Source organism: Pseudomonas fluorescens (assembly GCF_030344995.1).
Taxonomy (GTDB): Bacteria; Pseudomonadota; Gammaproteobacteria; order Pseudomonadales; family Pseudomonadaceae; genus Aquipseudomonas; species Aquipseudomonas fluorescens_BF.
Map to the genome: position 1 here is coordinate 4,416,139 of NZ_CP128260.1, position 12,494 is coordinate 4,428,632.

The following is a 12,494-nucleotide window of genomic DNA, read 5'->3' on the forward strand; positions in this document are numbered from 1 at the left end:
GGTATGAGTTGTGCAAACGTTTGCGAAGCGTCAATCCCGACACTTTCACTTCACAATCGCACCACCCCGCCGTTACGGGGCCGATCCGCAAAAAGGACTTTGAATGCACGTTTCTTCCTGCCACCGCCGTCGCGGTGTGCGTACCTTTGCTGTTTCCCTGCTACTGGCCGGCGTTACCGGAGTTCTCAGTCAGACCACACTGGCGCAGCCTGCCCTGCCCGATGAATCCGCCCAGGGCGAAGCCCTCAGTCCCGAAGCCAGCCCGCCGAAAAAAGGCGCGTACCTGTCGGACTGGTACAACCAGGACCTGATGCTGATCGGCAGCAAGGACATCAGCTTCGGCCCGCAACCGGCCGACGATATCTATCTGGAATACGAGTACTTCGGGCGCAAGGGCCCGTTCGAGCTGTACGGCTACATCGACATTCCGAAGATCTTCAACATCGGCAACAGTCACGACAAAGGCGTGTGGGACCATGGCTCGCCGGTGTTCATGGAGCACGAGCCGCGCATCTCCATCGACTACCTCGCCGGCCGCAGCCTGGCCATCGGGCCGTTCAAGGAATGGTACGTGGCGTTCGACTGGATCTACGACCACGGCAGCCGTAAAGAGAACCGCGCCAACACGCTGTACAGCGGTTTCGGCACCGACATCGACACCCATTCGCGGGTCAATCTGTCGGCCAATCTGTACGGGCGCTATCAATGGGAAAACTACGGCGCCAGCAACGAATATTCGTGGGACGGCTACCGCGCGCAGCTCAAGTACATCGTGCCGATCGACAAGTTCAGCAACGGCGCCTCGCTGACTTACATCGGCTTCACCAACTTCGATTTCGGCTCGGACCTGCACAAGGACAACCCGGCACGCACCGCCAATGCCACGGTGGCAACCAACGTCTTGCTGTACTCGTTCACCCACTTGCGCTTCACCCTGGTCGGTCGTTACTTCCACAACGGCGGCAACTGGGAGGACGGCAGCGAGTTGAACTTCGGCGACGGCAATTTCCGCGCGCGTTCCAATGGCTGGGGTTACTACGCCGGCGTCGGTTATCAGTTCTAAAGCAATTGTGAAACCGCCGAAAAACAATGTGGGAGCTAGCCTGCTAGCGATGGCGTCAGCACAGTCAATATTTTCGTCGACTGAACACGCGCTTTCGCTAGCAGGCTAACTCCCACAGGGCTTGTCACTATTTCTGAGGACTCAGGGAATCAGGATGACCTTGTCGCCACTGCCCTGATTCACATCGGCATAACGCGCCAGCCCCTCGGCCAGCGGCGCTTCGACCAGCCCTTGTGGCAGTGGCAGCAGGTCTTCGTCGAAGAACCGGCCGAACTGCTCGAGCATCGCCGCGCAGGCTTCAACGCCGTACAGCAACGAGTTGATGCCGACCACCGAACCGCCCTTGCGATACAGCGCCAGCGCCGGCAACTGCACATGCCCATCGACTGGCGCAGCGATGATCGCGATCCGCCCGAAGGTCGCCAGCGCCGCGACCGAGGCCGGCAGCCAGAAACCGGTGGTGTCGAAAATCACGTCGGCACCGCCGCGATACACGGCGTTGACCTGCGCGCCCAGATCCTCGGGCTTGTCCAGCTGAATCGTCTGATAGCCCTGAGCCTGCAAGTCCTTGACCTGCTCCGGCCGCCGCGCCGCCGCCAGCAACTGCGCGCCGCGCACCTTGGCCAACGCCAATGCCGCGGTCGCCACCGCCCCGCCACCGATCACCAGCAAACGGGTTTCTGCACTGACCAGACTGCGTTCCAGCGCATCCCACGCCGTGGTGTAAGGCACACCAAGGCTCGCGGCCTGAGTGAAGCTCAAATGCGAAGGCTTGTGCGCCACGCCATTGGCCGGCAGCTTGACGAACTGCGCATGGGAGCCATCGGCGAAAAAGCCCAGTTCACGCCCGGTGCCCCAGACCTCCTGACCGATCAACGCTTGCGGCCCTTCGACCACCACACCGGCAAAATCCCGACCGGGAATGCGCGGCAGCGTGGTGTACGGGAAGCGTCCGAGCACGTTCTTCACATCGCTGGGATTGAGGCCCGCGGCCTTGATCTGCACCAGTATCTCGTCAGCGCCCGGCACCGGCGTCGGCACCTCGACGAAGCGCAGGGAAGACAGGTCGCCGGTTTTATCGAATTGCAGTGCTTTCATGGAAATCTCCATCGAAGGAAAAAGACAGGACTCAGGACAGCCAGCCACTGACCAGTTGCCGGCCCATCGGCCACAACTGCTCGCCCGCCAGCATGCCCAGCAGGCCCACCAGCGCGATGGTCGGCGGCGCCGGAGAACGGACATCCAGCGCGCCATACAGCAGGCCGACACCCAGACCGACGCCCAGTGAAATCAGGTAATTCATGGGATCACTCCGCCACACAAAGGGAATGGGCAAAGTCTAGGGAAAGGCTGCGACCGGCATCGGCCAAGGACTTCTGAATTTCTGCCAAATCAGCCGGCGAGCGGCCCACCATCGAATTGCGAAGGCGCGACACCCAGCTCCCGGCGGAACATGTCGCTGAAACTGCTCGGCGAATAACCCAGCTCGCGGGCAATCGCGCTGACCGGCACGCCTTGAATCAACTCGGCAACCGCCGTCGCCAACTGCACCTGACGCCGCCATTCGGCGAAGCCCATGCCCAGACCTTCCTTGAACAACCGCGCCAACGTTCGCACGCTCGCTCCGGCGTTCTCGGCATGCTGCTCGAAAGGAATGTCCAGCGACGGCGCGGCCATCACCGCCTGACACAGACTCATCAACCGCCGGTCGGCATCGTCCGGCAACGGGATCTTCAACTGCGAACGCCTTGCACGTTTCAGCTCCAGCAGCGCCAACCCGACCAGCGCCTCGTAATACTCGGCATCACCGCTGTCGCCCTGCGCCACCAGCCCGACGATCAACTCACGCAGCAAACCGCCGACCTCAATCACCTGCACCGTCTCATCCAGCGTCGCCGCCAACGCCGGGCGCAGGTAGATATTGCGCATCTGCAAATCCGACACCACCCGAATCCCGTGCGGCACCCCCGGCGGCAACCACACCGCCCGTTGCGGCGGCACCACCAGCGCCTCATGCGGCGTCTCGACCCACATCACCCCGCTCATCGCATATAGCAACTGCCCCCACACATGCTCATGCGGCTCGATGAACAACCCGCGCGGATACGTGCGCGCCAGCGGCTGCACCGGCACATCGGTATCACTCAGATCAGGGGGCGCAGCGAGGGCCATGGCGAACATTCATCGGGTTTGACGGAAACGCCATGGTAACCAGTGCGCCCCGTCCCTCGCCATTGATAGATACCGTCGGACAATCCGAGTGAATTTTCCCGGTGCGCAGCGATCCTTCTATTACCACAGGGAGGAAGACGGGCTTTATGAACAACGCAAAACTGTTTGTCATCGAATACACCCTTCACGGCGCGCCAAAGTCGTTCATTATCCGTTCGGACAAAATGGACAACACCGAGGCGTGGCATTGGGCAAGCTGCGACGCAGGGGTCGGCCGCATCCCGCGTTTCGGCCGGGAGAAAGTGCAAAAGACCAGCAAGCCTATGGCAGAAAAATTCGGCGTGGAAAACGTCACATGGCGACCGGCGAGCTAAGCTTGGGCGCAGGTGGGAACACTTTCGGGGGGACACACATGACAACCATCAACAGCCCGGCGCACCTGGACTACGGCCTGGACACCGCATCCGGCCGAGTCACCAGAAGCATCGACTGCCCGGTTGGCCTGGAACCCGTCGAAAACGACCCCTACTGCTTCGCCCTGCGCGTCCCGGCCCCACAGCCGGAAGACCTCGAACAGGCCGTTACCGTCGACGTCAGAGTCTCCGGCCGACGCCTGCAAGGCACCGTCCTCCATACCGAACGCCTGGACGACGACAGCCTGAAACTGCAAGTGGAGCCTGATTAGGCTCCACTTTTTCATGCAGCCCGTTATTTCGGGTGCGCGCACTGGCAACCCTTGCCAGAACACTCCTCGCCACTCTTGTGATGATGCGCACAGGCCTCACAGCAATAATGCTTACCGTGCGCCACATAAGAATGCTCACCCTCCTTGATCGTGCAACGACATCCCGGACAATCGCATTTTCTATCTGCCATGGAACAGACTCCTTTGGTGGTGGTTGTCTGAGGCTGAAAGAACAAGCCGTGCTACCAGTGTAGAAGGTGCTGCAGTGAGCGAGTACCCGCCCGCCTGCCCCAAGGATGAGCGTTAGCTCGACAAAGCTCTTGATCTTGATCCACCCGTCCCTTCGGAAGGCTGAGTGGAGGTGTCCATCCGGGGATTGGCACGTAGTGCCGTGCGGCGAAGCCGAACTCATCGACGAAGTCGATGCCCCCGGATGGACACCGGAGCGAAGGAACCCGAGCCTGCGAGGGCCGAACGCCGGGACGAGCCCTTTTTTGCTTACTTTTTTGAGGCGTTTGTCAAAAAAGTGAGTCGCCGTCAGGGCGAAACCGCCGGCGGCCACCCCAGAAGAAACGGATATTCACCCAAAACCCCAAGAGCATGGTCGGCCCGAAGGCCGCCAAGCTCAAACGGCCTGGCGCACGCTACTGCGGTACATGAATACCAGCGCCAGCCCGAGACAGACCATCGCCAAAACCCGACTCGAAGACAGCTCAATCGCCGGATTCCCCAACCACCCAAAATTATCGATCAACATCCCCATTCCAAGCTGCCCGACAATCACCGCCACCGTCGCCACAGCCGTCCCCACCCGCGGCACCGCACCAACCATGACCATCATATAAACCACCCCAAACAGGGCCCCACTCAACTGCCACTTCGGCACGTCCAGCAGGCTGACCGCATGAGCCGGTTCGAAAAACAGAATCAACAGCCCCGTGCTCACAGCGCCGACGACAAACGTCAACAAACTGCTGCGCAACACACCAACGGTTTCCCCAAGACGCCCATTGATCGCCGCCTGCACACTCAGCACCGCACCGGCCAACAACACCACCGCCAACAAAATAACCAGACTCATCGCATCAACCTCGCGCAATCAAAATCAGTGCCGCCACAATCAACCCCAACGCCAGCCACCGCTCAGCATTGACCTTCTTGCGCGTAGCCCCGAACCACCCGAAATGGTCAATCAACACACTCTTGCCCACCTGCCCCGACAAAATCGCAATCATCGTCATCGCAATCCCGATGTGCGGCGTTGCCAGCGTCAGCACCACCACATACATCGGCCCCAGAAAACCGCCGATCAACTGCCAGCGCGGCAGATCCGTCAGCGCCGGCCCCTTCTGCGGCCCCGCAAACAGCAACAGCAAAAACAGAATCGCCGACCCGACCCCGAAGATACTCAAGGTCGCCCACAAATGCCCGACCTGCTCACCCAGCGGCCCGAGCAACCCGGCCTCCACCGACAAACCCATGCCGGCCAGAATCACCAACGGCAACAGCAACAAGCGCAAACCGGGCCGGGCGACTGGGGCCGGCGCGGCACTCACTTCATCAAACGACTGCATCTGAAAAACCTCTGAAGGAAACGATGGCGCGGATTATCGGCTGGCGCAGCTGTGCGATAAATGGGAGCATCCGGACAACACTTTTGCGCAACTCGCACAGCAGGACAGACGATGCACGGGCTCAACGAACTGGGATTCAAGGCGCTAAGGCTGTTTGTGGCGGTGCTCGACCACGGCAGTTTTTCCGAAGTCGCCCGCCGCGAGGGCGTGGCGCCCTCCTCGATTTCCCGGCAGATCCAGTTGATGGAACAGGCGCTGAATCAGCAATTGCTCTACCGCCACACCCGCGCGGTCACGCCGACCGAAGCCGGGCGCATGCTCGGCCACCACGCGCGGCTGGTACTGGTGCAACTGGAAGAAGCCGAACAGGCGTTGCAGGAACAGCAAAGCGAACCGACCGGGCTGGTGCGGATCAACGCCCCGGTGGTGTTCGGTCAGCGTCACCTCACGCCATGGCTCGGCCGTTTTTACGAGCGCTATCCGAAGCTGCAACTGGACATCCAGCAGACCGACCACTACATCGATCCGCTGCAGGAAGGCGCCGACCTGCTGTTCCGCATCGGCCCGTTGCACGACTCGAGCATGCAGGCCCGAATCCTTGCGCCGCACCGCTTTCAGGTCGCGGCCAGCCCGGCGTATCTCAAGCGTTTCGGCACGCCACAACTCCCCGACGACCTCACGCGCCATCAGTGCCTGGCCTACAAGGGCGCGACCGGTCAGCAGCGCTGGTTCTTCCGTCAGGGTCAGGGTGAGTGGACGCCGTACTCGGTCAAAGGCCCGATCACCGGCAACCATGCCGATACCCTGACCCAGGCCGCCGAGCAGGGTTTGGGGCTGGTGATGTTTCCGTCATGGCTGATCGGCGAGGCGGTGCGTGAGGGCACGCTGGTGCCGGTGCTGGGGGATTATCAGGTGTCGAACAGTGTGGAGCCGCAGCAGATTTCGGTGCTGTGGCCGGGGAGCCGGCGGCTGTCGGTGAAGGTGCGGACGGTGATTGACTTTTTCATCGAGTGCTTCGGCGAAGTTCCCTACTGGGACAGACCCTGAGCTCGCCAAAGTCAAAAGCCCACCCTCACCCTAGCCCTCTCCCGGAGGGAGAGGGGACCGATTGGGGGATATTTAAGAAATGCACCGACGTGAGCGATTAGCTTTGAATCCATAATCGACTGGGTTTTTCAGGTCGATGTATAACGCAAGACAACTCGGTCGGTCCCCTCTCCCTCCGGGAGAGGGTTAGGGTGAGGGGGCCTTTAGGGGGCAGATTCGGAACTGCCCAACCAACTTGCCCAACCGCTGCCCCAACTCCGCCAGACTCCTCGAAGTCTGCGCCCCCAACTGGGTCTCATCCGCCACGTTATCCACCGCCACCGCAATCTGATGCACGCTGCGGTTGATCTCTTCGGCCACGGCCGTCTGCTCTTCAGCGGCACTGGCGATCTGGGCGTTCATCGAGTTGATGGTCGCAATCAGATCCGCCATCGCATCCAGCGACGCTCCCGCCTGATTGGCCTGAGCCGACGTACCGTCACCCGCCTCGCTGGATCGGCGCATCGCCTCGACCGCCGACTGCGTCCCCGCCTGCAAGCGATCGATCATCCCCTGAATTTCCTGAGTGCTGATCTGCGTGCGCGAAGCCAGCGCCCGCACTTCATCGGCCACCACCGCAAACCCGCGCCCGGCCTCGCCGGCCCGGGCCGCTTCGATCGCGGCGTTGAGCGCCAGCAGGTTGGTCTGTTCGGCGATCGAGCGAATTACCCCGAGCACGCCGACAATCGACGACACGTCCTGCTGCAGGCTGTCGAGGGACACGCCGCTGCTGCGGATGTCATCCACCAGCGCATGAATCTGCTTGATGCTGCCGGCCACCACGCGTTTGGCGGTCTGGCCTTCTTCGTCGGTCTGCTGTGCGGCGACGGCCGCGTTCTGTGCGCTCTTGGCGACTTCCTGCGCGGCAGCGGACATTTCATTGATCGCCGTGGCGACCTGATCGGTTTCGTGACGCTGACGTTCCATGGCCTGATCCGAGCGCTGGGCCTGATCCGACACTTGCGTCACCAGGCCGGTCAGTTGCGACGTCATCTCGGTGATCTGCCGCACCAGGCCGTGGATCTTGTCGACGAAACGGTTGAAGGAGCCGGCCAGTTCACCGAGTTCGTCCTGACTGGTAATGGTCAGGCGCCGGGTCAGGTCGCCCTCGCCCGCCGCGATGTCATCGAGGTTGGCTTTCATCAGGGTCAGCGGTCGCAGGATGGTGTTGGCCAGCAGCATCCCCGCCGCCGCGATCACCAGCAGCACCACCACCGCCACGCCGACGATGCTCAGCACCACGCCCTGCATGCGCTCCTGCACCTTGGCCTCGACCACCGCCACTTGCGCTTCGATGCCGTCGAGGTTGACCGACGTACCGACCGCCATGTCCCACTTCGCCAGGTATTCGGTGTAGCCGAGTTTCGGCACCAGCACTTGCGCATTGCCCGGCAGCGGCGAGCTGTATTGCAGATAGTGAGTGCCGTCCTTCGCCACTTTCACCAGGTCGCGGTTGACGTAGACGCCGTTCGGGTCGCGGTTGTCCTTGAAGCTTTTGCCCACGCCTTCTGGGTCGTTGGCCTTGAACAGGCGCACGGTCTCGGAGTCGTAGCCGAAGAAGTAGCCGTCCTTGCCGTACTTGATGCTCGACAGCAGCTTGATCACCTGCGCCCGCGCGTCGGCGTCACCGGGGGCGGCGGCGTCGTACAACGGTTTGATGGTGGTCATGGCCACGGCGACGTAGCTGGCCAGGGTGGCCTTGGCGTCACCGAGCAGGCGTTCGCGGGTCTGTTCGACTTCCTTGCGTGCCTGTTCCTGGAGGATGAACAGCGTGGTCAGGCTGATCACCAGCGCAAAGAGCAAGACCGGAAGGACGGCAAGGGACAGGACTTTAGCCTTGAGACTCAGGCGCATTGGGGGCTCACTTTTTTGGTTTTGTTGGCGTGGTTAAAGGCTTTAACGGCACGCGAAACCAAAAGTTGAGCTGGGGCTTGAGATCGTCCCACGCGAAACGTGGGAACGATCAACGATCAAGTCAGAGGACCATCGCGGCCACCCAGCCGAACGCCAGCAACGGCAGGTTGTAGTGCAGGAAGGTCGGGACCACGGTGTCCCAGATGTGATGGTGCTGGCCGTCGATGTTCAGACCGGAGGTCGGGCCGAGGGTCGAGTCGGACGCGGGCGAACCGGCATCGCCCAAGGCACCGGCCGTGCCGACGATGCAAACGATGGCAATCGGGCTGAAGCCCAGTTGCACGCACAGCGGCACGAAAATCGCCGCCAGAATCGGCACCGTGGAAAACGAAGAGCCGATGCCCATGGTCACCAGCAGACCGACCAGCAGCATCAGCAAGGCACCGATGCCCTTGCTGTGATTGATCCACGACGCCGAAGACTCGACCAGCGTCTGCACCTCGCCGGTGGCCTTCATCACTTCGGCGAATCCGGAAGCGGCGATCATGATGAAGCCGATCATCGCCATCATCTTCATGCCTTCGGTGAACAGGTCATCCGTCTCGCGCCATTTGACGATGCCCGATGCCGAAAAGATCAGGAAACCGGACAGTGCCCCGATAATCATCGAGTCCAGCAGCAATTGAATAATGAAGGCCGCCGCAATGGCGACACCGGCGATCAACAGGCTTCGCGGGTTGTATTGCACCGCCACCTGCTCGACCTGCTCGATTTTCCCCAGGTCGTAGACGCGCTTCTTGCGATAGCTGATGAACGCCATGCCCAGACCGGCCAGCATGCCCAGTGCCGGAATGCCCATGGCATGCGTGACATTGATACCGCTGATGTCCACGCCACTGCGGGCAACGTTGGCCAGCAGGATCTCGTTGAGGAAAATGTTGCCGAAGCCCACTGGCAAGAACATGTACGGCGTGATCAGGCCGAAGGTCATGACGCAGGCGATGAGCCGGCGGTCCAGTTGCAGCTTGGTCAGTACATAGAGAAGCGGCGGCACCAGCAGCGGAATGAACGCGATGTGGATCGGCAGGATGTTCTGCGAGGCAATCGCCACCACCCACAGCAGGCCGATCAGCAGCCATTTGACGCTGCCGCCACCGGTCGCATGCTGGCGGTCGACCATCGCCAGAGCCTTGTCGGCCAGCGCATGGGCCAGGCCGGACTTGGCAATCGCCACGGCGAAAGCGCCGAGCAACGCGTAGGACAACGCCACCGTCGCCCCGCCACCCAGGCCACTGTTGAAAGCCTTGAGCGTGGCGTCGATGCCCAGACCACCGGTCAGGCCACCGACCAGCGCACCGACGATCAACGCGATCACTACATGCACCCGGGACAGGCTGAGGATCAGCATGACGCCGACCGCAGCAATCACTGCATTCATTTCACTACCTCAAAAACACGACGGTAAAGCCATTCACCGCCAGACAGGATGAGTCCGGCCGACAAGCCACGAGGGTCGCCAGCGGATTTGCATAGAGGGTCTTATTAGAAGGGCGCGCACTGTGCCGCAGAGCGGGCGCAGTGTCAAAGCGAGCGGTCGGGGCACTGTGTAACTTTCCATGATCAAACCGACGAACAAGGCATATCCGCCACAACATGCGTCAATTCGCCATATTGCGCTTACGCCATAAAGAAAGTCGAAACGCGGCCGTTACAGTGCAAAGTCTCAGATATTTATCGAATAAGGACGTCTCCATGTCGCTCAGACAACTTTCCATCCAATGGAAAATCACCCTGCTCGCCGGGCTCTGCCTGGCCGGTATCGTGACCCTGTTGGTGGGTCTTTCGCTGTATCGCATGGAGCACAGTTCCGAACTGGTAAAGGCTTCGAGCATGGAAATGCTCACCGAATCGGCCCAGGCTCGCATCGAGTCCCAGGGTGAAGTTCAGGCGGCGGGCATTCGCCAGCAGTTCATGGACGCCTATCAATATGGCCACGGCTTTTCGCGTCAGGTGCTGTTCCTGCGCGAACAGGCCGAGAAGCGCTTCCTCGATGCCTTCGACCTGCGCGAAGACATGACCCGTCAGGTGAAATCGGCGCTGCAGGCCAACCCTGATCTGCTCGGCCTGTCGCTGGTATTCGAAGCCAACGCGCTGGACGGCAAAGACGAACTGTTTGCCGGCCAGGCTGAACTCGGCAGCAACGACAAGGGCCGTTTCGCCCTGTACTGGTCGCAACCGACCCCTGGCAAAGTGACCTCGATGGCCCTGCCGGAAAGCGACATGGCCGACACCAGCACCGGCCCCAGCGGCCAGGCCGCCAACGCCTGGTTCACCTGCCCGCGCACCACGCTCAAGCCGTGCGTGATCGAACCCTACTTTTATGTGATCGACGGGCAAAAGGTGCTGATGACCAGCATCGTGTTCCCGCTGATGGTCAACGGCAAAGTCATCGCCTCGCTGTCGGTGGACATCAACCTCAACAGCCTGCAAGCGATCAGCCAGAGCGCCAGCAAAAAGCTCTATGACGGCCAGACCGCCGTGAGCATCATCAGCCCCGCCGGCCTGCTCGCCGGATACAGCCCGGACGCCAATAAACTCAGCCAGCGCCTGGATGCCGTGGACACCACCAGCGGCGCTGAACTGCTGAGACTGCTCGCTTCGAGCCAAACCGTCAGCAGCCTGCACAGCAACGCGCAGCTGAAAGTGCTGTCGCCGTTCCAGCCGATTCCCGGCGGCCCGTCGTGGGGCGTGCTGCTCGATGTGCCGGAAAAAGTCTTGGTGGAACGCGCCGAAGCGCTCAAGCAACAACTGGATGCCAGCAACACTTCGGGCACCCTGATCGAACTGAGCCTGGGCGTACTCGCCGCGCTGATCGGCCTGTTGCTGGTGTGGCTGATGGCACGCAGCGTGACCAAGCCGATCCTCGGCGTAGCGCACATGCTGGAAGACATCGCCAGCGGTGAAGGCGACCTGACCCGTCGCCTGGCCTACGACAAAAAGGATGAGCTCGGCCAGTTGGCCGGTTGGTTCAACCGTTTCCTCGACAAGCTGCAACCGATCATCGCCGAGGTGAAACGCTCGGTGCAGGATGCGCGCAACACCGCCGACCAGTCTTCGGCGATTGCGACCCAGACCAGCGCCGGCATGGAACAGCAATACCGTCAGGTCGATCAGGTGGCCACCGCGTCCCACGAAATGAGCGCCACCGCTCAGGACGTCGCCCGCAGCGCGGCACAAGCCGCCGAAGCCGCCAAGGATGCCGACCGCGCCACCCGTCAGGGCCTGACCGTGATCGACCGCACCACCGCCAGCATCGACACCCTCGCCGCCGACATGAGCGCCGCGATGGTGCAGGTCGAAGGCCTGGCCGCCAACAGCGAGAAGATCGGCACCGTGCTGGAAACCATCCGCGCCATCGCCGAACAGACCAACCTGCTGGCCCTGAACGCCGCCATCGAAGCCGCCCGTGCCGGTGAAGCCGGACGCGGTTTTGCGGTGGTCGCCGACGAAGTGCGCAACCTCGCCCGCCGCACCCAGGAATCGGTGGAAGAAACCCGCCAGGTGATCGAGCAATTACAGAACGGCACCCAGGACGTGGTCGGCTCGATGGGCAACAGCCATCGTCAGGCCCAGGGCAGTGTCGAACAGGTTGGTCAAGCGGTTACCGCGCTACGCCAGATCGGCGATGCGGTGACAGTCATCAGCGACATGAACCTGCAGATTGCCAGCGCTGCCGAGGAACAGAGCGCGGTGGCTGAAGAGATCAACAACAACGTGGCGACGATTCGTGATGTGACGGAGTCGCTGTCGGGACAGGCGAATGAATCGGCGCGGGTGAGTCAGTCGCTCAATAGTCTGGCGAATCAGCAGCAGAGTTTGATGGATCAGTTTCGGGTTTGATTCTTGAATGTGGGGTGTCAGTTAAATCGATCCCCCTCACCCCAGCCCTCTCCCCCAAGGGGGGCGAGGGGGAAAGGGAGCCGATCTCCGTCGTTGTCAAAACCTGAGTTCAACTCGGTAGATCAGGTCGGCGTAACTCGGAAAAACAACTCGGTCAGTC

At 61.6% G+C, this 12,494-nt stretch carries 13 protein-coding genes and 2 pseudogenes; 6 read left to right on the forward strand and 9 right to left on the reverse strand.

The annotated features are described in order from the left end of the window. Window positions 1–103: 103 nt before the first annotated feature. Entirely contained in the window at window positions 104–1,063 is a 960-nt protein-coding gene (locus tag QR290_RS19710; protein WP_289203407.1) for a nucleoside-specific channel-forming protein Tsx, read from the forward strand. A 141-nt stretch (window positions 1,064–1,204) separates the two neighbouring features. On the opposite strand, the gene QR290_RS19715 is transcribed toward QR290_RS19710, so the two are convergent. From QR290_RS19715 to QR290_RS19725, 3 genes are all read right to left on the reverse strand, one after another. Beyond that, complete coding sequence (locus QR290_RS19715) at window positions 1,205–2,161, reverse strand: quinone oxidoreductase family protein (RefSeq protein ID WP_289203408.1); 957 nt, start codon at window positions 2,159–2,161, stop codon at window positions 1,205–1,207. Between the two features lie 31 nt (window positions 2,162–2,192). Beyond that, window positions 2,193–2,366, reverse strand: coding sequence for a DUF1427 family protein (locus QR290_RS19720; RefSeq protein WP_007958996.1), 174 nt, complete (start codon window positions 2,364–2,366; stop codon window positions 2,193–2,195). A gap of 89 nt (window positions 2,367–2,455) precedes the next feature. Then, window positions 2,456–3,244 carry an AraC family transcriptional regulator gene (locus QR290_RS19725; RefSeq protein ID WP_007958997.1) on the reverse strand — a complete coding sequence of 263 codons (789 nt, stop codon included), beginning with the start codon at window positions 3,242–3,244 and terminating at the stop codon, window positions 2,456–2,458. 137 nt (window positions 3,245–3,381) lie between these two features. Here QR290_RS19725 and QR290_RS19730 point away from each other — a divergent pair, with 137 nt between their 5' ends. Further along, window positions 3,382–3,609, forward strand: a complete 228-nt coding sequence (locus QR290_RS19730) for a DUF6555 family protein (RefSeq protein WP_115078579.1) — start codon at window positions 3,382–3,384, stop codon at window positions 3,607–3,609. Between the two features lie 38 nt (window positions 3,610–3,647). Next, window positions 3,648–3,920 carry a hypothetical protein gene (locus QR290_RS19735; RefSeq protein WP_115078580.1) on the forward strand — a complete coding sequence of 91 codons (273 nt, stop codon included), beginning with the start codon at window positions 3,648–3,650 and terminating at the stop codon, window positions 3,918–3,920. Window positions 3,921–3,943: 23 nt separating this feature from the next. On the opposite strand, the gene QR290_RS19740 is transcribed toward QR290_RS19735, so the two are convergent. From QR290_RS19740 to QR290_RS19750, 3 genes are all read right to left on the reverse strand, one after another. After that, the gene (locus QR290_RS19740) at window positions 3,944–4,111 is read right to left on the reverse strand and encodes a metallothionein (RefSeq protein WP_074689145.1); all 168 of its coding nucleotides are present in this window, start codon (window positions 4,109–4,111) and stop codon (window positions 3,944–3,946) included. A 434-nt stretch (window positions 4,112–4,545) separates the two neighbouring features. Continuing rightward, on the reverse strand, window positions 4,546–5,001 hold the full coding sequence (locus QR290_RS19745; RefSeq protein WP_289203409.1) for a DMT family transporter: 456 nt from the start codon (window positions 4,999–5,001) through the stop codon (window positions 4,546–4,548). A gap of 4 nt (window positions 5,002–5,005) precedes the next feature. After that, entirely contained in the window at window positions 5,006–5,494 is a 489-nt protein-coding gene (locus QR290_RS19750; protein ID WP_115078582.1) for a DMT family transporter, read from the reverse strand. A gap of 111 nt (window positions 5,495–5,605) precedes the next feature. Between QR290_RS19750 and QR290_RS19755 the strand changes: the two genes are divergently transcribed. Beyond that, window positions 5,606–6,541 carry a LysR family transcriptional regulator gene (locus tag QR290_RS19755; protein WP_289203410.1) on the forward strand — a complete coding sequence of 312 codons (936 nt, stop codon included), beginning with the start codon at window positions 5,606–5,608 and terminating at the stop codon, window positions 6,539–6,541. Window positions 6,542–6,727: 186 nt separating this feature from the next. On the opposite strand, the gene QR290_RS28760 is transcribed toward QR290_RS19755, so the two are convergent. The 3 genes and pseudogenes from QR290_RS28760 to QR290_RS19765 form a co-directional block, all read right to left on the reverse strand. Continuing rightward, entirely contained in the window at window positions 6,728–7,573 is an 846-nt protein-coding gene (locus QR290_RS28760) for a methyl-accepting chemotaxis protein (RefSeq protein ID WP_435875100.1), read from the reverse strand. Between the two features lie 84 nt (window positions 7,574–7,657). Then, window positions 7,658–8,434: pseudogene (locus QR290_RS28765) on the reverse strand (cache domain-containing protein); the annotation flags it as partial. Between the two features lie 121 nt (window positions 8,435–8,555). Continuing rightward, window positions 8,556–9,872: a Na+/H+ antiporter family protein gene (locus QR290_RS19765; protein WP_115078584.1), complete on the reverse strand. Its 1,317-nt coding sequence runs from the start codon at window positions 9,870–9,872 to the stop codon at window positions 8,556–8,558. Window positions 9,873–11,329: 1,457 nt separating this feature from the next. On the opposite strand from QR290_RS19765, the pseudogene QR290_RS28770 reads away from it, so the two are divergent. Both QR290_RS28770 and QR290_RS28775 read left to right on the forward strand, forming a co-directional pair. After that, window positions 11,330–11,476 (forward strand): annotated as a pseudogene (locus QR290_RS28770) (HAMP domain-containing protein); the annotation flags it as partial. 102 nt (window positions 11,477–11,578) lie between these two features. After that, window positions 11,579–12,334 (forward strand): methyl-accepting chemotaxis protein, encoded by a 756-nt coding sequence (locus tag QR290_RS28775; RefSeq protein WP_371807414.1) that lies wholly within the window; start codon window positions 11,579–11,581, stop codon window positions 12,332–12,334. Window positions 12,335–12,494: the final 160 nt, after the last annotated feature.